The sequence below is a fragment of the Sporosarcina sp. P33 genome (genome assembly GCF_002077155.1).
GTDB lineage: Bacteria > Bacillota > Bacilli > Bacillales_A > Planococcaceae > Sporosarcina.
On the sequence record NZ_CP015027.1, the window covers coordinates 1,905,962 to 1,924,850 of the forward strand.

Sequence of the window (18,889 nt, forward strand, 5' to 3'; positions counted from 1 at the left end):
ATGTTTGCCAATCATATTAAAGAACTCAGGAAACAAATGAATCTGACGCAGGCAGAATTGGCTGAGCAGGTGGGCATCGGGCGTACAGCTTTATCCAAAATAGAAAATGGCGCGTATTATCCAAGTGCGAAAACAATGAAAAAGATTTCGGATGTTCTTAATAAACCGATTGGTGAAATCTTTTTTAATACGGATATTTCATAAAAGTACAGAAATCGGTGCAGACAGTCCATAGCAGTAAAGGCTATAAATTGACAGAGAGGAGGGAGGATTTGTGAAAGAATCAGAAGCGGCTGTAAAAGTCAAAATGCCTGTTGCCGATGAAAACTTCATTATTCGAAAAGAAATACAAATTCCTTGTCACATAAAAATGGTCCGATTGACTGCCATACAGGCGCCGCTGGGATACGGAAAGACGACATTGCTGAGTAAGTCACTCTCCGGCGTAAATGGGTATACTGCTTGGCTTGCGTTAGATGAAATGGACAATGATCCGGTGCGATTTTGGAGCTGCATCATTCATTCCATCGTGCATAGCGGGAAAGCAATAAATAAAGAAAAGGTACTGTCTTTCCTAGAAACCGGTCCGCCTTTCTATAGGATTGTCGATATGCTGTTGGATGAACTCAGCAGAAAACAAGAGAACATCTCCCTTGTTCTGGACGATTACGATTTGATCAGCAACCCAGTCATTCATAAAATGATGGCACGCTTCATTCACTTCTTGCCGCGCCATGTAAAAGTTTTTATTATAAGCCAAGACGAAATACCTCTGCCCCTTTCGGAATGGCGAATAAAAGGCTGGATGTATGAAATAGGCATCGGGCAGCTTCAGTTTACATTAGACGAGGTAAAAGAGTTTTATGAAAATAATGCCGTTGTCACTCCTCGGACCAAGTCTTTTTACCAGCAAGTGCTATGTGCTGCGGAAGGCTGGCCATTCGGCGTCCGCTTACTGAGCTTGACCGAACCGCACAAAGATCGGCAACGGAAATCAATGGAACTTTCTATCTTGTCGCCCGTAGTCGGAAGTTATGTACTCTATGAAGTTCTGTCCAGTCTGCCGGCTGCTGTGCAGCAATTTCTCATACGCACATCTCTCTTGAAAGAATTAACTCCAGCCTATTGTAATCAAGTAATGAAGCGAGATGACAGTGAAGAGGTATTGAAGGAAATCGAGCGGAAGGGATTATTTATCAGCCAGCTGGAAGGCAGTCCTCTGACATACAGGCTTCATCCTCTATTTTCGACCGCTTTACAGAACGAGATGCATCGGCGTTTATCGAAAGAATCCATTATGGACGTTTATAGGATAACCGCAAAACTCTTGTATGAAAGAGGAGATTACCCGGCCGCCATTGAGACTGCAGTCAGAGGAAATTTATTTGAATTGGCGGATCGTTGGATTGTGGAGAACCTGGTAAATATATTTCATTCCAAAGAGACAGGTAGTTTCAAGCACTGGATATTAATGCTGCGTAAAAATTCTTTTGATGTACATCCGGAGACGCTCGTATTCTACGCATATATGTGCGCTGTGCAGCGGGAGATGGAGAGAACTGTGTCTATTGTCCGGGAACTCGACCGCAGACATGAAAAGTCAGGCTGGCGGGCTGAAGCGGATTCAAAAGATGCAGCGTGTATGTTGGATATTTTAAAAGTATATATATTGTTTTTGCAGGGGCGCATGACAGAAAAGAGCATATCACACGTTTTGAATCAGGTTCATTGCCATCCGTTTCCCTTTGACTCCCGGTGGAACCGGTTCTCAATGATCTATAATCACTTCAAGCCGCAATTGCTGCAAACCAATTTGGGCAATGGTGGGAAGCTCGGCTCCTTCAAGCCATTAATGAAGCTCAATGATCAATTGCGAAATGATGCGTACTTGCCCCGTCCTCTTGCGGGATATAGCTTCGCTTTACAAGCCGAGATTTATTATGAAATGAATGTACTGCCAAAAGCCGATGAGCTCATAAAAAAGGCAATGGAATACATTGACGGCCATAATGATCCAGGTTTGTCTGTTCCACTGTGTATCTTGAAAACAAAGATTTATTTGGCTGCCAAACAATTCACCGAAGCACAGGCAGGACTAAACCATGCGATGAACAGCCCGCTGAACATTGACTGGAAATGCATTTTGCTTACTATGAAAGGTCTGGCATATATTCGGGAGGGGGCTTTTGAAAAAGCTGAAATGGAGCTCGCGCGATCATCAAATGTTATACGCCGGGCTGATTCTGGCTTGGAATTTTGGATGCTTGTACAGGCGAGACTGCATATGGAAAGAGGCAATGGCCGAAAAGCACTTCATTATATTGAGCAAGTAATCAAAGATGCGAAACGGGAATCCCGTGTAATACCGATTATAGAAGCAAAAGTACTACATTCGCTCTGCTTATGGAATAGCAGCAAGAAAAAATGTGCCGCAAGTGTACTACATGAAGCATTGGAGCTGGCCGCGGAGTCAGGATATAAGCGAATTTTTTTAGACGAAGAGGCATTACAGCCGGTATTGCTGCACTATATAAAAAGCCGGAAAAATGTTGAACAGGCTGAGTGGGAAACTGTTCCGCTTGTCTTTGTGCAGTCGTTGACAACGGATCATATCATCCGTCCGCGAACCGATCCTAAGAAAATAAAACCGAAGCTGACTCCCCGGGAAGAACAGCTGATCAAAGCGATTGCCTCTGGTGCATCCAATAAAGAAATTGCGGAGCAGCTTTTTCTCTCTGAAGGAACAGTGAGAGTCTATTTATCGAAAGTCTATAAAAAACTCAATGTCTGCTCACGTGCTCAGGCTATACTGCTGGCGGATGATTGGCAATAAAGCTGGGAAAATTATTTTCGGTAAGGGGGATGACGGCAATGACGGCATTATTAGCATCAAAAATTCAAATACCCGCGCATGCTGAAAGCTGGATCAGCAGAGAGAATATGGCGTCTGTTCAAGAGGAAGCAATCCGGTCAGATGTGTTGTTTATAAGTGCGCCCGAAGGCTATGGCAAAACGGCATTTTTGGCGCATTGGACAAAGAACCTGGATGAAAATATTGCCTGGCTGACAGTCGATGAGACAGACAATCACTCGCTCTGTTTTTTCCGGTATATCGTTTATGCAGTGTATTCGGCTTGTGCCTTGCTCCCGCAGGACAGGCTGCAGCGTGAATTGGCTAACGCAAACCGCAGAGAACTTAATGCAATGTGGGATTTGTATAAGCAGGCAGGCAGCCGATTAGAGAAGCCGGTTCGGTTAGTTATCGACGACTTTCATCACATAAACAATCCCGAGTTGTTAGAAATGATTCAGTATTTTGTAGTGGCAATGCCTGAATCGTTGAAGATTTGCTTTGCAAGCCGCAGCCTTGCGCCGATCAGCCTTACATTGTGGCACTCTTTATTCACTGTGACTGAAGTCAGAGCGGAGCATTTGCAATTGACTTCCAATGATATATATAAGATGCAACATCCCCAGCAGCAGTACGTAAGGAAAGAGTTCGCCCAGACAGAAGAGCCCGATGCAGTGCTGCTTAAAAATGCAGCATGCAGATATCTTCAGCAAGGCGATATCGTGCGGGCAATCACTCATGCGTTAAAAGGTAAGGCCTACCCGTTAGCAGCGGCCTTGATGACGAATTACGGAGAACAAATGATCAGGAATCGGCATACACTTGCATTCGCAGCTTGGTGCTATGAATTTGAAGAAGCCGGTATTCCATTAACTTTAGACCTTCAGCTTCTGTTTGCTTTTTCACTAGTAGCGGAGCATAAAGCAGAAGAAGCGGACCGTGTCACAAACCAAATGACGGCAGAAAATAATCGAAAAGAATGGAATGCGTTTACGGAACGAGTCAAATCCGCCGCATACGACTATTTTCTGGTCAGGTCCTATATTACAATTATTAAAATGGGCGGTGTGACTGAAGTCGGGCAGTGGCTGCAAAAAGGATTTAATTTGAATGCCGGGCAGAGTTCTAATTTTTATCTGCTGCCGCTTCAGTTCAATAAAGACGAACCGATATTATGGCGCACACCAGTAGGCCGCCATAAAAAGACGGACAGACTGGAAAGTCCATCTTTCTGTCAGACTAAGTATTCTTACGGGTCAAATAAATTATCTGTTACAGGGTATTACCATGGTATTCAGGCGGAGACATGGTATGTGAATGGTTATTTGAAAGAAGCGGGACAGGCACAGGAAGCAGCCTTGCTTTTAGCGCATCATTATCAGGATCCAGGTCTGCTGATTCCAATGTATATCCTCCGCTGCAAGCTGTACTTGGCGAAAGGTGAAACGGCTAAAGCGCACGAAACTGTCAAAAATGCTTTATCTTATGCCCCAGATAGTTTCTGGAGAAAATTTTTACATGCATGTCAAGCATTGATTTATTTGAAAGAACAGCATGTTCAGCTTGCAGAAGAAATACTGTCAAAAACAGAGAACGCTGTTGACGAAAATTGCGAAAAGCATTCTTTCATCTCACTTGTGCGCGCCAGAATGCTTTTGGAAAACTCCAGTCAGGAAGCAGCACTGGAAGCGGTTCGCCGTGTGAAACTGGATGCACAGAAGGAAGCGCAGGTCTTGACGTTTATCGAGGCAGCTATTTTGGAGAGTGTATGTTATGCCCGCAGCGAAAGCTGGGAACAAATGGCCCGGGCTTTGCAGGAGGCGATGACGTGCAGTAAAGAATACGGCTATACCCAGTTATTCGCTGAAGAAGATTGTATGGAAGCGATGCTGAAGGAATATGCAAAAGTGCGTAAACAACGTGGCGATATAGATTGGTCTGGTGTTCCATCCTTCTACGTGGAGCGTTTAGTTCAGGCGACGCAACGGACTGCTCCTCTCACTGATTTGCTGACAGCGCGAGAGCAAGAAGTATTTTCGCAACTGACATCAGGCGAGCCGGATCATAAAATAGCAAAAAGTTTATCTTTGACAGAAGGAATGTTGCGCATCCACTTAACATCTATATGTGAGAAGCTGAATGTGAAGTCAAGAACAGAAGCCATGTTAAAAGCATATAAGGCAAAGTGAATAATGAAACGACCGGCGGCGCTTCTTGTATGAGGAGTGTCGCTGTTTTGTTATACTTAATGAAAGTAAAGGAGTGCATAGCAAATGACGTATGAAGACCGGCCGCTTGTGCGGGCTTTACAAAATTTCCAAAGCCGTAACCCTCTTTCATTTCATGTGCCGGGGCATAAAAACGGTATGCTTTCTGGTTTGCCGGACAACATGCGGCAGGCGTTGGTCTATGATGTCACGGAACTGACGGGACTCGATGATCTGCATGAACCCGCGGAAGCGATTAAACAGGCAGAAGATAAGCTGTCACGTTTATATGGGAGTGACCGCAGTTTCTTCTTGGTAAATGGATCGACAGTCGGGAACTTGGCAATGCTGTATGCAACGGTCCGGCAAGGTGACTTGGTGCTGGTGCAGCGCAATGCACATAAGTCTGTATTTCACGCACTGGAGCTGACGGGCGCGCAGCCGGTGTTTTTATCTCCTGACTGGCATGAGCAGACTCAGACAGCCGGCACAGTGTCACTGGAAAACGTGAAATATGCGCTCAAGCAATATCCGAATATAAAGGCCGCTGTGTTTACTGCGCCCACTTACTATGGAGTAACGAATTATGAAATGGAAGACATCATAAAAATATGCCATAGTTACAGCATACCAGTATTGGTTGATGAAGCGCATGGTGCCCATTTTATAGTGAATGAAGCATTCCCAAAAAGTGCATTGGATCTTGGAGCAGACCTGGTCGTCCAGTCCGCGCATAAAACATTGCCAGCTATGACGATGGCTTCCTTTTTACATATTCATTCACAATTGGTTTCTGTTGAACGGGTAGCGCATTATCTTCAGATGCTTCAATCAAGCAGTCCTTCGTATGTATTGATGGCTTCTTTAGATGATGCGAGATACTATGCAGAGACGTATAACGAAAATGACTATGCGAGGTTTCTATTATATAGGCAGGGCCTGATCCAAGAATTACGCAGTATACAGGGGGTTGAGGCAGTAGAGCCTGATGACGGACTGAAACTGCTGCTGCGCGCAGAAGGCCATACAGGATTCGTCCTGCAGGAAGCATTGGAGCAGCAGGGGATCTACGTGGAACTGGCAGATTTATATCAGGTATTGCTTATACTGCCTTTGGTGAAAGCGGACTATGACGAAGAACATGCAAATACGGCCGACAAATTCAGACGGGCGGTAAAGAGTTTGACAGACAAAGAAGCTGCCGCTGTACAGACTTATTTTTCACCGCCTTCCAGCCTTGTATCCGTGACGGCATATACAGCCAAGCAACTTCATACGATGAGTACTGAATGGGTACATATAGAACAGGCGGCACAACGAGTGGCAGCAGAGTCCATTATTCCTTACCCCCCGGGGATACCGCTATTATGCGCAGGGGAGCGGGTTACAGAGGAGTATATCAAGCAAATCCAAGACTTATTGGCAGCCGGCTGCAGATTTCAGGGAGCAATAAATATGGAGACAAAAGAAATAAAAGTAGTTGGCAACTAGACGGGAGACAGTAAAATGACAGGATTATTCATCAGCTTTGAAGGGCCTGAAGGGGCGGGGAAGACGACGGTATTGCAGGAGATAGCAAACCGCCTGAAGTTGGAAGGACAAGATGTGGTAGTGACGCGTGAACCTGGCGGCATTCCGATTGCCGAGAAGATTCGTGAAATTATTTTAGATGCGAATCACAAAGCAATGGACGGAAAGACAGAAGCATTGCTGTACGCAGCCGCCCGGAGACAGCACTTAGTCGAGAAAGTCATACCGGCGCTTAAGCAGAACAAAATTGTCCTGTGTGACCGGTTTATTGACAGTTCGCTGGCTTATCAGGGATTTGCACGGGAGCTTGGAATCGATAACGTGCTGGCAATCAATTTATTTGCGATAGACAACTATATGCCCGATTGCACAATCTTTTTCGATGTGCCTCCTGAAGTAGGTTTGGCGCGTATCTGGAAGGATCAAGAGCGGGAACAAAACCGCTTGGATTTGGAAAAAGTGGAATTCCATGAACAAGTGTATAAAGGGTATCAAGAAGTACTGCGCCGTGACGGGGAGCGTATACGAGTGGTTGATGCACAGCAATCGCCGGAGCAAGTGGCGGAAAATGTTTGGAAAATTGTAAGTTCAGAAGTCAACTTACATAAGAATTCGTGATATAATGAGAAGGAAGCTTTTTTATTACGGGAAATCGGAAAAGGGGAGAGTACATTGAAACTGATTGTAGCAGTGGTACAGGACCAAGATAGTAACCGATTGTCTTCTGCATTGACTAAAAGTGATTTTCGGAATACAAAATTAGCCAGTACAGGCGGATTTCTCCGCGCTGGAAATACAACATTCCTAATGGGTGTGGAAGATGAATTAGTTTCCAAAGCATTGGATTTAATACGGGACAATTGCCGTTCCCGCGATCAGATGGTCGCTCCTGTTTCACCAATGGGCGGTAACGCGGATTCTTATATTCCTTATCCCATTGAAGTGGAAGTAGGGGGAGCAACTGTATTCGTCTTGCCAATTGAACAGTTCCACCATTTTTGATGCAGAGGTGAATGCTGATGAAAGTCAATAGTGACTACCGTACAGGTATGGATAAATTACCGGCGGATCCTCTTCGGCATCAACCAGGCAATGCCAAGTTTGGGCAGATGGTGGAAAAACAGGCATCGCGTCTGCAAAGTGAACAGATTGCCCGTTTATTCGGAGATATTTCAACTGCCGGCGACCGATTGGCCAGATCGCGGAACTTGCGTGATATGGCAAAGTATAAGATGCTCATTAAACGTTTCTTGAAAGAAGCAGTGGATTCAGGCATCGAGTTAACACAATCCCATACATGGAACCAATTCGGCGAGGGGCGCCGTTTAAAGCTGGTCCAAACAATAGATGAAAAACTAATTGCGTTGACGGAAGCGCTATTGGATGAAGAAGAATCGTCCATTGATTTACTAGCGAAAATAGGGGAAATCAAAGGCCTTCTGATCAATTTATATACGTGATCCCGTGCTGCACTTAACTTGTAGCACGGGGTTTTTTGCAAGAACTTTATTTGCCAAGGAGGAGATTGCATGTCAGAAAAGCTGCACAATCATGCATTGCAGTCTCAGAAACAGGTGATCAGCCGATTAGCTAAGATTCATGAGCGACAGCGCATTGGGCATGCCTACATCTTTGATGGTTCGAACGGGGCAGGAAAAGAAGCTATTGCGCAATACTTCACGAAGCTGCTTTTATGCATGGAACCTAAAGACAATGTTCCATGTGAAACATGTCATTCGTGCAAGCGAATTGAATCGGGCAATCATCCGAACGTAGTGGAGATCAGGCCTGACGGACAGGATATTAAAAAAGAGCAAATGTCCGGATTAATCATGAAAATGACGAAAAAAGGATTTGAAGAGGGCCGGAAAGTATATGTGATTGTCCAAGCAGAACGTATGAATACGTCTGCAGCCAATACATTGCTGAAGTTTCTTGAAGAACCTGAAGGAAACGTTACAGCCATTCTTTTAACTGAATCCTACCCATCCATTTTACCTACCATTCAATCGCGCTGTCAGAGAATTTCCCTGCAGCCGATGAATCGCCAGGAAAGTATAGAACGTCTCGTGGAAAAAGGAATAACTGCCTCCATGGCAGCCACAGTTACGATGATGACGGCCAATGTAGAGGCGGCCTTTGACATGGCTCAGGAAGATTCCTTTGTACAGAGACGAAAATTAGTGTTAAAATTAGTAGAGGCAATCGAACAGCGGTCTCCGGGTGAGGCGCTGCTGTTCATTCAGACAGATTGGATGCCTGTTATGAAGGAAAAAAGTGATTGTGAGCAAGGACTGGATTTGCTTCTCTTCGCGTACCGTGATATTGTAGCGGTAAAAGCAGGGCTGCAATCAACCATTGCCTATCCCGATCAATTGGAACCCTTCACAGGTTACTCTGTCAAAAATGCGTATAGCAGTCTGACTGTGAAAATAGATGCCATCTTGCAGGCGAAAAAACGATTGCATCAAAATATGAATCGTACGCTTTTACTGGAACAATTGGTGCTTACTATGCAGGAGGGGTTATTGTTTGTATAAAGTCGTAGGCGTCCGCTTTAAAAAAGCGGGTAAGTTATATTATTTCGACCCATTGGATATGCCGATTGAAATTGGAGACTACGTGATTGTAGAAACCGCCAGAGGAGTAGAATACGGCAAAGTAGCCAGTCGGAGTAATGAAATAGATGATGAAGATGTCGTCTTGCCACTGAAAAAGATCATTCGTCTTGCGGATGAAACTGATCGGGAACGTGTCAAAGAGAATGAGCAAGAAGCAAATCAAGCTTTTGATGTCTGTGTACAAAAAATTGCAGAGCATCAATTAGATATGCGTTTAGTAGACGTAGAATATACATTTGACCGCAATAAAATCGTGTTCTATTTCACTGCTGAAGGACGAGTGGACTTCCGTAATCTCGTAAAAGATCTTGCTTCCATTTTCCGGACAAGAATTGAATTGCGCCAGATTGGTGTACGGGATGAGGCCAAGATGCTTGGCGGTATCGGACCATGCGGCAGGATGCTTTGCTGTTCAACATTTTTAGGTGATTTTGAACCAGTATCCATTAAGATGGCCAAGGATCAGAACCTTTCGTTGAATCCATCAAAAATTTCCGGTCTATGCGGCCGCTTAATGTGCTGTCTGAAATATGAAAATGACGCATATGAAGAAGCAAAAGCACAAATGCCAGATCTCGGCAAGCAAGTGGCAACACCAGATGGAATAGGGAAAGTAGTCGGTCTGAATTTATTGGAGCGGGTGCTGCAAGTGAATGTACCGGCGTTTGAACGAGTATTGGAATATGCGTGGAGTGAGATTGAGGATTTACAAAAGGAAATGGCTCAATTGACAAAATGATGAGGTGGAACAGTTGAAAGAAGTGAACTTTCTTGACAGAGTAATGGAGTTTGAACAGCAGTTGGATTCAATGCAAAAACAATTCAGAGAGCTGATTGGATTTGTTGCGGAAATGACTGAAGAAAACCACTCGCTTCGTCTGGAAAACCATCATCTGCGAACGCGGCTGGACGAAATTGATAAGATTACACAGAGTATAGAAGAGACCGCGCGGGATGAACGTCCGAAGAAGCTGGATGTGGGTGAAGGCGTAGATAATCTGGCTCGCCTGTATAATGAAGGGTTTCATGTATGCAACGTGCATTATGGCAGCAGCCGTAAAGGCGAAGATTGTTTATTCTGCCTGTCATTTTTAAATAAACAGAACGGTTAAAGGTCAATTCCTATTTTTAGGTATTGGCTTTTTCTTTTGACTGAAGGAGTGTAGAGTGTGAAATTACAAGGCGACGAACGGCTTGACTATTTACTGGCAGAGGACTTGCGGATTATTCAAAGCCCTTCTGTTTTTTCATTTTCATTGGATGCAGTACTGTTGGCGCGATTTGCTTATATGCCGCTGCGCGGTGGGAAAATCGTAGACTTATGCACGGGGAACGGTGCCATCCCTTTATTTCTGAGTGCCCGGACGAAGGGGGCTGTCATTGGCATAGAATTACAGGAACGTCTGGCAGATATGGCACAAAGAAGCGTTGAACTTAATGGGCTGGAAGAGCAGATCACGATACATCAAGCAAATGTTATTGGGATTGCAAAGGAAATTGGCTATGAACTATATGATACGGTCACGTGCAATCCGCCGTATTTCCCGGCAAATAATGCAAGCACGAGAAATAAAAGTGAGCATTATACGATTGCGCGTCATGAAGTAGAGCTGACACTTGATCAGGCCGTAAAGTCTGCAAGTGAATTACTGAAGCAAGGCGGAAAAGCAGCGTTTGTCCATCGGCCCGGGCGATTGCTGGATATAATTACGTCGATGAGAAAGTATCGTCTGGAGCCGAAGCGCATTCGTTTCGTCTACCCGAAAGAAGGAAAGGAAGCAAACACCCTATTGATTGAAGCAATCAAAGACGGGAAGCCCGATTTGAAGATACTTCCTCCTTTATATGTCTATCAAGAGGATGGAGAATATACAGAAGAAGTGAGGAAGTTATTGTATGGGGAAGAATGAGCACTTCTTTTATGTTCTTGAATGCAATGACGGCTCCTACTATGCGGGCTATACAAATGATTTAGATCGCCGCTTACGGGTACATAATGAAGGAAAAGGCGCCAAGTATACAAGAGGGCGGCTGCCTGTGCGTTATGTCTATCAAGAACTATTTGAAACACAGCGCGGGGCCATGCAGGCTGAATACCAGTTCAAACAATTAAGCCGCGCACAGAAAGAGCAATATATAACAAAGGAGCGTTGCACATGATTACGTCCCAAAAAAGTGCTGAAACGACAGAGCATGGAAAGTTATTCATTGTCGGTACACCGATCGGCAATCTGGAAGATATGTCTTTTCGTGCTGTCCGGATCTTGCAGGAAGCAGATTATATAGCGGCAGAAGATACGCGAAACACCATCAAACTATGCAACCACTTTGATATTCATACACAATTAATCAGCTATCATGAACATAATACAAGGGCAGCGGGAGAAAAGATTATAGAATTGCTTCAAGATGGGAAAGATGTGGCTATTGTCAGCGATGCAGGAATGCCATGTATCTCAGATCCAGGTGCAGATCTCGTTGAATTGGCAATTGCGAAGGGAATTGCGGCAGTTCCTGTGCCGGGTCCGAATGCAGCGGTTACGGCATTGGTCGCGTCAGGTATTACTCCCCAGCCATTTACGTTCTTCGGATTCCTTTCTCGTCAAAAGAAAGAGCAAAAGGCACAGCTGGCCAAACTGCAGCGCTGCGAAGAGACTTTGTTATTTTATGAAGCACCGCACCGTTTAAAGCAAACATTGCGCAGTTTGGCAGAACAATTTGGAAGTGAACGGAAAATTGTGATGGCGCGCGAGTTAACCAAACGATTTGAAGAGCTGCTGAGAGGAACCATAGGCGAGGCAGTGGAATGGGCAGAGTCGAATGAAATTCGCGGAGAGTTCTGTCTCGTTGTAGAAGGGAACACCCAAGCGGAAGATGAAATGAACACTGCCTGGTGGACGGAACTTTCAATGAAGAAACACGTCGAATATGTAATAGAAGAACGAGGGGTTCGTTCGAAAGATGCAATCAAAGAAGTGGCGGAAACACGCGGACTAAGTAAGCGGGATGTTTATCAGGCATATCACGTAGAGTAAATAAAAAAATCCTGAACGTATTTACGTTCAGGTCGCCAACAAATTAATTGATTTTATTTTCAATTTCCTGAATCAATTGTTTTGCGCCTTCAGGACTTAAAATTAACTTACCGTCGATCAAACGAAGATTGTCGTCCGATACTTCACCGGTAATAGAACATGTCATATTTGGCATGTACTTCTTTAAGATAATTTTATCGTCGTCCACGTATATTTCCAACGCGTCTTTTTGCTCGATGCCAAGCGTGCGACGCAGTTCAATCGGGATTACAACGCGACCCAGCTCATCAACTTTTCTTACGATACCAGTAGACTTCATGAGAAGTATTCCTCCTACATCCTAGATTTAAATTCGTCAAAATTCGACATATTTCTTTTGTCTGTTTAATATCATACCAACTCTTCCAATAATCGTCAATCATCACAACCTATTTAAATACGATTATTATTTATTAATTTTTTGACAGGTAAAAAATGAAAGCTGCAGGGGCAATTAGGGGATTTAGCGGGGGGACAGTATAGGAAATCAGCAATAAGTATAACGTTTCGGATGCGAACATGGCACTTTTGTGCAACATCCGATAAAATGAAAGTATACATTAACTATTTGGAGGAATTATGCGTGGAGAATCAATCTAAAACATTTTATATTACAACGCCTATTTATTACCCAAGCGGGAAGTTTCATATAGGAACGGCATATACGACCATCGCATCGGATGCAATGGCACGCTATAAGCGGCTGCGCGGCTATGACGTCAGATTTTTAACAGGAATGGACGAGCATGGCCAAAAAATCCAGGAGAAAGCGGAAGAGGAAGGTATGACTCCGCTAAAATACGTAGATGGCATTGCCGATATCGCCAAGGATCTGTGGAAGCTGATGGATATTTCTTACGATGATTTAATCCGCACGACAGAAGACCGCCATAAAGTCGTTGTCGAAAAGATCTTTCAGAAGTTTCTTGATAACGGGGACATTTACAAAGGGAAGTATGACGGGTGGAAATGTGTGCCGTGTGAATCGTATTTTACAGAATCACAATTGACAGATGGAAATTGTCCGGATTGCGGACGCCCGGTTCACCGCGTAGAAGAAGAGTCTTATTTCTTTAATATGAAGAAGTATGCGGATCGCCTTCTTGCGTATTATGAAGAGAACCCGACATTCATTGAGCCGGAATCTCGTAAGAACGAAATGATTAATAACTTCATTAAACCGGGACTTGAAGATCTTTCGGTGTCCCGTATGTCATTTGACTGGGGAATTAAAGTGCCGGGGGACCCGAAGCATGTCATTTATGTGTGGGTCGATGCATTGACGAACTATATTACAGCTCTTGGCTATATGTCCGATGATGACTCATTGTTCAAGAAATATTGGCCGGCAGATGTTCATGTTGTAGGGAAAGACATCGTTCGCTTCCATACAATCTATTGGCCAATCTTCCTGATGGCGCTTGATCTGCCATTACCGAAAAAAGTATTTGCACATGGATTTATCATGATGAAAGACGGCAAAATGTCGAAATCCAAAGGGAATGTTGTCTACCCTGAAATGCTGGTTGAACGCTATGGCTTGGATGCTACACGTTACTTCTTGCTGCGTGAGCTGCCATTTGGACAAGACGGAGTATTTTCTCCGGAGGCATTTGTCGAGAGAATCAACTACGACCTGGCAAATGATTTAGGCAATCTGTTAAACCGTACTATTTCCATGATTAATAAATACTTTGACGGAGAAATTTTGACTGAAGGCCTGATTCCGACTGAATTTGATGCAACATTACGCGAGATGATTCAGCAAACTGTGACCAAATACGAGCAGTCTATGGAAAAAATGCAATTCAGTGTCGTGCTCGGAGATGTATGGGCATTAATTTCCCGTACAAATAAGTATATTGACGAAACTGCACCGTGGGTTTTGGCTAAATCGGAAGAAGACCGTATGAAACTGGCATCTGTCATGTATCATCTGGCTCTGTCCCTTCATCAGACGGCGGTTCTTCTGCAGCCGTTCATGACAAATGCGCCGAAACAGATGATTGAACAGCTTGGCCTTTCAGCAGATTCATTACGCTGGGACACTTTGCAGGACGGCTATACAATTCCAGCCGGTACGACAGTTATTAAAAAAGGCGTTCCCATTTTCCCGCGTCTCGATACAGAAGTGGAAGTAGAGTACATTCGGCAGCAAATGGCAATTACGGCACCTGCCGAAGTGGAAGAGAAAAAAGAGGAAGTAATAGAAGAATCGAATGAAATAACCTTTGACGAGTTCATGAGCATAGACATGCGCGTAGCAACTGTAACGGCATGTGAAAAGATGCCAAAAGCCGACAAACTGCTCAAATTGCAAGTCGACCTCGGCTATGAACAGCGTCAAGTAGTGTCCGGCATTGCCGAACACTATAAAGCTGAAGACGTAGTCGGTATGAAAGTTATTGTCGTTGCGAACTTGAAACCGGTCAAACTTCGGGGAGAACTATCACAGGGCATGATCCTCGCAGGCGAGGAAGACGGCGTCCTGAAACTTGCAACGGTCGATCCGTTACTGGAAAACGGTGCGAGAGTAAAATAAATCCATACTATACAGAGCTGTCAGCAGAAGCCGCATTCATACGGTTTCTGCTGACAGCTTTTTTGTTTTGTGTCACAGTTGTTACAGTAAACGTATGAAATCTAATTGTTCACCATACACTCCACGGTGGGTGCATTTGACTAGTTTTACAGCGTTTACGGTCTGTTAGACGGAATTTACAAACTCTTTGTTACACAACTGTAATATAAATGAGATGAAAGTCACAATCAATCCTACTAGAATAGGAAACAGTGTTAGGAGAGATACTATGTTTATTGATACACATGTTCATTTAAATGCAGATCAATACGAAGAAGACTTACAAGACGTCATTCAGCGTGCAATTGATGCAAACGTAGAAAAAATGGTAGTGGTCGGTTTTGATACGAAAACTATCAATAAAGCCATGAAGTTAATTGATGAATATTCATTCATCTATGGCGTAATTGGCTGGCATCCTGTCGATGCGGTAGATTGCACAGAAAGCGATCTGCAATGGATAAAGCAATTATCCGCTCATCCTAAAGTAGTCGGCATCGGAGAAACAGGTCTTGATTATCACTGGGATAAATCACCGAAAGACATACAGCAAGAATTGTTCCGGAAGCATATTCAATTGGCAAAGGAAGTTAATTTGCCGATCATTATTCATAATCGCGATGCAACAGGCGATGTAGTTCGCATTCTGCAGGAAGAACATGCAGCAGAAGTCGGAGGGATTATGCATTGTTACGGAGGCAGTGTTGAAACTGCCAAACAATGTATAGAGATGAGTTTCCTCATATCTCTCGGCGGCCCTGTCACGTTCAAAAATGCCAGAATGCCAAAAGAAGTAGCGAAAGAAATTCCACTCAACAAGCTGCTGATTGAAACAGATGCACCTTATTTAGCGCCGCATCCATATCGGGGGAAACGTAATGAACCTTCCTATATCCCGTTAGTGGCAGAAGAAATCGCACGGTTGAAGGAAGTGACAGTTGAGGAAGTAGCGAAGCAAACGACTGCAAATGCATTACAGCTGTTTAAGATTCAGTAAACGATTTACGGAAAACATTTGTTGCAAAGGCCAAAAAGAATTCAGATGTTTCTAGTTTCCGGTTAATAGTTTGGAAGTTTGACAGTGTAATATAAACGCTATATACTCAGCCGAGTAATGAAGGGGGAAATTTTTTCATGTTTCAAAAGAATACAAAGGGTATGCGCATTGCAATTTTATTCGTAGCAATGGCGTTATTCGTAACTACTACGTCACTCGTATTGATTGACGGAAAAAAGAAGAACGTCTCGTTGGATCTTAACGGCAAACAAGTAGAAGTACGCACAGCAGCAGCTACAGTTGGAGAAGTATTGGCAGCAAATGACGTAGAAGTGCAAAAACATGACATCGTAGAGCCGGCAGCTGATACACCGATTACAGCTGATACGGATATTAAGTGGCAGCAGGCTAAGAAAGTTACGATTGACATAGATGGCAAAACGCAGGAACTTTGGACAACAGACCGCACAGTGAATGATGTGCTGAAGACAGCAGAAATTGAAGTGACGACACATGACGAAGTAGAGCCTGCATTGGCAGCAAAGGTTACAGATAACCAGCCGATCACTATTGCTAAAGCATTCCCTGTTACTGTGAAAGACGGCGGCAAGGAACGTACGGTATGGTCCACTCAAACGACTGTCAGACAGTTTTTGACAGATCAAAATATCCGTCTTTCTAATTTAGATAAAGTAGAAGGCGATACAAAAGCAAAACTGACCGCATCTAATGCTGTGGTAAACATTGCGCGTGTAGAAAAGGTTACCGATGTAGTAGAAGAATCGGCTAACTTCAAAGTGAAAAGAAAAACAGATATGACTATGTTAAAAGGTAAAGAGAAAGTCGTGACTGAAGGTAAAAAAGGTAAAGTACAAAAGAAATTCCAAATCACGAAAAAGAACGGAAAGATTGTTTCCCGTGAACTTGTCGGCAAAACAATGGTGGAAGAGCCTACACATAAAGTAGTTCACGTAGGGGCAAAAGCGCCTAAAGTAGAAGTGGCTGCAGCACCGGCCAAGGCAAAATCTGGTGGCACATCTGCAAGTTCTCAAGTTGCCGTATCACGCGGCAGCGGCAGTGAGCCAAGCGGCGGAAAAGAATTCTATGCCAATGCAAGTGCGTATACAGCATATTGCACAGGCTGTTCAGGTATAACAGCAACGGGTATTAACTTGCGTGCAAATCCGAACATGAAATTAATCGCGGTAGATCCGCGTGTCATTCCACTCGGTTCCAAAGTTTGGGTGGAAGGCTACGGCTATGCAATCGCAGGTGATACAGGCGGTGCGATCAAAGGAAACCGCATTGATCTGCACATGCCTACAAAAGAAGCGGCTTATAACTTTGGCCGCCGCCAAGTAAAGATTAAAGTAATTAACTAATAGCAATATACCGATGAGGCGAAGAAAACTCTTTCCCTTATCGGTTTTTTCTGTTTTCGCAGAACCTCCGCGGTTTGGTTGTGTGCGATGCGAAAAAACAGTAAAATAGAAAGAATGACAACGGAAGAAAAGAGGAATATTGTGAATATAGAAGAAGTAATTGTAGTGGAAGGAAAGTCGGATACCGTAGCGGTCAGAAGAGCGACCGGCGCCGATACGATTGAAACGAACGGTTCGGCGGTGTCAGACAAGACCATTGAACGGATTCGTCATGCGCAGCAAACGAGGGGCGTCATCGTTTTTACTGACCCTGATTTTCCCGGGCGGCGTATACGGGCAATTGTAGAAGAACAGGTGCCTGGCGTAAAGCATGCATTTTTAACAAAGAAGGAGACAATTGCGAAAAATGGTCACGGGTTAGGCATCGAACATGCAAGTGATGATGCAATTCGCCGCGCGTTAGCTTCTGTTTATACGGTGAGTGAACATACTATAGAAGAGATTCCAATGGCAGTATTGCTGGAAGCCCGATTGATCGGTCACGAGGACTCCAGAAAGCGCAGGGAGCGTCTCTCCGAGCTGTTGCATATCGGCCAAGTGAACGGTAAAGGATTGAAGAAGCGGCTGGAAATGTTCCGGATTTCCAACGCACAGTTAAATGAAGCGATACGAATTGTCGACGGGGAGGGAATGAACACTGATGTATAAAGACATAGCTACACCTATGAGAACAAAAGAGATTTTACAGAAACACGGATTTTCATTCAAGAAAAGTCTGGGTCAGAATTTTCTGGTGGATTCCAACGTACTTCATAATATCGTCTCGTGCGCAGCAATTACAAAAGATACGGGCGTTATTGAGGTGGGACCGGGAATTGGTGCATTGACAGAACACCTTGCGAGGCAAGCCGGAAAGGTCGTGGCGTTCGAGATAGACGGGCGTCTGTTGCCTGTTCTTGAAGATACGATGTCGCCATATCCAAATGTGACAGTGCTTCACCAGGATGTCCTGAAAGCAGATCTGCACGGGGTAATAGAAGAACAGTTTGCTGACTATGAAGACGTAGTCGTGGTGGCAAATTTACCGTACTATATTACGACGCCTATCATTATGAAGTTTCTTATGGAAAGAGCGCGGGTGAAACAGCTTGTGATCATGATGCAAAAGGAAGTGGCAGACCGTATTACAGCGTCGCCAGGCACAAAAGCGTATGGTTCTTTGTCGATTGCTGTCCAGTATTATATGGATGCGGAAGTATCGATGATCGTACCGAAAACCGTGTTTATTCCGCAGCCGAATGTGGAATCGGCTGTTCTTAGTTTAACGCGCCGGGAAGAAGCGTATGCTGCAGTGGCGGATGAAGATTTCCTGTTTACTGTAACGCAGGGATCATTCTTGCATCGGCGTAAAACGTTGTGGAATAATCTCCAGGCGTCTCTCGCCGAGGGAAAAGAAAAGAAAGATCTTATTCAGCAGGCATTCGATCAGGCCGGAATAGACCCAAGCAGAAGGGGAGAGACACTGTCAATACCAGAGTTTATTGAACTGGCCAATGCACTTTACCCTCACTTTGGCAACCCGAAACCGGAATAAAGAAATGACAAATTTAGTTGAGAAAAATGATAAATTTTATGATAAAACAATT

Annotated in this window: 19 protein-coding genes; 18 read left to right on the top strand and 1 reads right to left on the bottom strand. The window is 44.2% G+C overall.

Annotated elements, in window-relative coordinates:
* From SporoP33_RS09530 to rsmI, 13 genes are all read left to right on the top strand, one after another.
* Positions 1–204, top strand: coding sequence for a helix-turn-helix transcriptional regulator (locus SporoP33_RS09530; protein WP_081243491.1), 204 nt, complete (start codon positions 1–3; stop codon positions 202–204).
* 70 nt (positions 205–274) lie between these two features.
* Positions 275–2,833, top strand: a complete 2,559-nt coding sequence (locus SporoP33_RS09535; protein WP_081243492.1) for a winged helix-turn-helix domain-containing protein — start codon at positions 275–277, stop codon at positions 2,831–2,833.
* 38 nt (positions 2,834–2,871) lie between these two features.
* Entirely contained in the window at positions 2,872–5,040 is a 2,169-nt protein-coding gene (locus SporoP33_RS09540) for a LuxR C-terminal-related transcriptional regulator (protein ID WP_196796761.1), read from the top strand.
* A gap of 84 nt (positions 5,041–5,124) precedes the next feature.
* Complete coding sequence (locus SporoP33_RS09545) at positions 5,125–6,549, top strand: aminotransferase class I/II-fold pyridoxal phosphate-dependent enzyme (protein WP_081243494.1); 1,425 nt, start codon at positions 5,125–5,127, stop codon at positions 6,547–6,549.
* Positions 6,550–6,564: 15 nt separating this feature from the next.
* A complete protein-coding gene (gene tmk / locus SporoP33_RS09550; RefSeq protein ID WP_081243495.1) occupies positions 6,565–7,206 on the top strand; it encodes a dTMP kinase in 642 nt (213 codons plus the stop codon).
* A 54-nt stretch (positions 7,207–7,260) separates the two neighbouring features.
* Positions 7,261–7,590 carry a cyclic-di-AMP receptor gene (locus tag SporoP33_RS09555; RefSeq protein ID WP_009499399.1) on the top strand — a complete coding sequence of 110 codons (330 nt, stop codon included), beginning with the start codon at positions 7,261–7,263 and terminating at the stop codon, positions 7,588–7,590.
* Between the two features lie 17 nt (positions 7,591–7,607).
* Entirely contained in the window at positions 7,608–8,048 is a 441-nt protein-coding gene (locus tag SporoP33_RS09560) for a YaaR family protein (RefSeq protein ID WP_081243496.1), read from the top strand.
* 69 nt (positions 8,049–8,117) lie between these two features.
* Positions 8,118–9,128, top strand: a complete 1,011-nt coding sequence (gene holB / locus SporoP33_RS09565) for a DNA polymerase III subunit delta' (RefSeq protein WP_081243497.1) — start codon at positions 8,118–8,120, stop codon at positions 9,126–9,128.
* Positions 9,121–9,948, top strand: coding sequence for a PSP1 domain-containing protein (locus SporoP33_RS09570; RefSeq protein ID WP_081243498.1), 828 nt, complete (start codon positions 9,121–9,123; stop codon positions 9,946–9,948). Before holB ends, SporoP33_RS09570 begins: the two co-directional genes overlap by 8 nt.
* A gap of 13 nt (positions 9,949–9,961) precedes the next feature.
* Positions 9,962–10,321 carry a DNA replication initiation control protein YabA gene (gene yabA / locus SporoP33_RS09575; RefSeq protein ID WP_081243499.1) on the top strand — a complete coding sequence of 120 codons (360 nt, stop codon included), beginning with the start codon at positions 9,962–9,964 and terminating at the stop codon, positions 10,319–10,321.
* A gap of 57 nt (positions 10,322–10,378) precedes the next feature.
* Positions 10,379–11,119: a tRNA1(Val) (adenine(37)-N6)-methyltransferase gene (locus SporoP33_RS09580; RefSeq protein WP_081243500.1), complete on the top strand. Its 741-nt coding sequence runs from the start codon at positions 10,379–10,381 to the stop codon at positions 11,117–11,119.
* Positions 11,106–11,369 (top strand): GIY-YIG nuclease family protein, encoded by a 264-nt coding sequence (locus tag SporoP33_RS09585; protein ID WP_081243501.1) that lies wholly within the window; start codon positions 11,106–11,108, stop codon positions 11,367–11,369. Before SporoP33_RS09580 ends, SporoP33_RS09585 begins: the two co-directional genes overlap by 14 nt.
* The gene (gene rsmI / locus SporoP33_RS09590; protein WP_081244821.1) at positions 11,369–12,244 is read left to right on the top strand and encodes a 16S rRNA (cytidine(1402)-2'-O)-methyltransferase; all 876 of its coding nucleotides are present in this window, start codon (positions 11,369–11,371) and stop codon (positions 12,242–12,244) included. Before SporoP33_RS09585 ends, rsmI begins: the two co-directional genes overlap by 1 nt.
* Positions 12,245–12,287: 43 nt before the next feature.
* Here the strand turns inward: rsmI and SporoP33_RS09595 are convergent, their stop codons facing one another.
* Positions 12,288–12,563: a transition state genes transcriptional regulator AbrB gene (locus SporoP33_RS09595; protein ID WP_081243502.1), complete on the bottom strand. Its 276-nt coding sequence runs from the start codon at positions 12,561–12,563 to the stop codon at positions 12,288–12,290.
* Positions 12,564–12,830: 267 nt separating this feature from the next.
* Here SporoP33_RS09595 and metG point away from each other — a divergent pair, with 267 nt between their 5' ends.
* The 5 genes from metG to rsmA all read left to right on the top strand — a co-directional run bounded on the left by metG (position 12,831) and on the right by rsmA (position 18,837).
* Positions 12,831–14,825, top strand: a complete 1,995-nt coding sequence (gene metG, locus SporoP33_RS09600; protein ID WP_081244822.1) for a methionine--tRNA ligase — start codon at positions 12,831–12,833, stop codon at positions 14,823–14,825.
* Positions 14,826–15,093: 268 nt separating this feature from the next.
* Positions 15,094–15,861 carry a TatD family hydrolase gene (locus tag SporoP33_RS09605; protein WP_081243503.1) on the top strand — a complete coding sequence of 256 codons (768 nt, stop codon included), beginning with the start codon at positions 15,094–15,096 and terminating at the stop codon, positions 15,859–15,861.
* Between the two features lie 137 nt (positions 15,862–15,998).
* Entirely contained in the window at positions 15,999–17,243 is a 1,245-nt protein-coding gene (locus tag SporoP33_RS16530; RefSeq protein WP_081243504.1) for a G5 and 3D domain-containing protein, read from the top strand.
* Between the two features lie 141 nt (positions 17,244–17,384).
* Entirely contained in the window at positions 17,385–17,951 is a 567-nt protein-coding gene (rnmV, locus tag SporoP33_RS09615; RefSeq protein WP_081244823.1) for a ribonuclease M5, read from the top strand.
* A complete protein-coding gene (gene rsmA, locus SporoP33_RS09620; RefSeq protein ID WP_081243505.1) occupies positions 17,944–18,837 on the top strand; it encodes a 16S rRNA (adenine(1518)-N(6)/adenine(1519)-N(6))-dimethyltransferase RsmA in 894 nt (297 codons plus the stop codon). Before rnmV ends, rsmA begins: the two co-directional genes overlap by 8 nt.
* Positions 18,838–18,889: the final 52 nt, after the last annotated feature.

Bases quoted from the DNA above. Each gene is read 5' to 3' on its own strand.
- SporoP33_RS09595 (WP_081243502.1), bottom strand. From the start codon at position 12,563: ATGAAGTCTACTGGTATCGTAAGAAAAGTTGATGAGCTGGGTCGCGTT.
- metG (WP_081244822.1), top strand. From the start codon at position 12,831: ATGAAAGTATACATTAACTATTTGGAGGAATTATGCGTGGAGAATCAA.
- rsmA (WP_081243505.1), top strand. From the start codon at position 17,944: ATGTATAAAGACATAGCTACACCTATGAGAACAAAAGAGATTTTACAG.
- SporoP33_RS09560 (WP_081243496.1), top strand. From the start codon at position 7,608: ATGAAAGTCAATAGTGACTACCGTACAGGTATGGATAAATTACCGGCG.
- SporoP33_RS09585 (WP_081243501.1), top strand. From the start codon at position 11,106: ATGGGGAAGAATGAGCACTTCTTTTATGTTCTTGAATGCAATGACGGC.
- SporoP33_RS09605 (WP_081243503.1), top strand. From the start codon at position 15,094: ATGTTTATTGATACACATGTTCATTTAAATGCAGATCAATACGAAGAA.
- SporoP33_RS09540 (WP_196796761.1), top strand. From the start codon at position 2,872: ATGACGGCATTATTAGCATCAAAAATTCAAATACCCGCGCATGCTGAA.
- SporoP33_RS09530 (WP_081243491.1), top strand. From the start codon at position 1: ATGTTTGCCAATCATATTAAAGAACTCAGGAAACAAATGAATCTGACG.
- tmk (WP_081243495.1), top strand. From the start codon at position 6,565: ATGACAGGATTATTCATCAGCTTTGAAGGGCCTGAAGGGGCGGGGAAG.
- SporoP33_RS09545 (WP_081243494.1), top strand. From the start codon at position 5,125: ATGACGTATGAAGACCGGCCGCTTGTGCGGGCTTTACAAAATTTCCAA.
- SporoP33_RS16530 (WP_081243504.1), top strand. From the start codon at position 15,999: ATGTTTCAAAAGAATACAAAGGGTATGCGCATTGCAATTTTATTCGTA.
- holB (WP_081243497.1), top strand. From the start codon at position 8,118: ATGTCAGAAAAGCTGCACAATCATGCATTGCAGTCTCAGAAACAGGTG.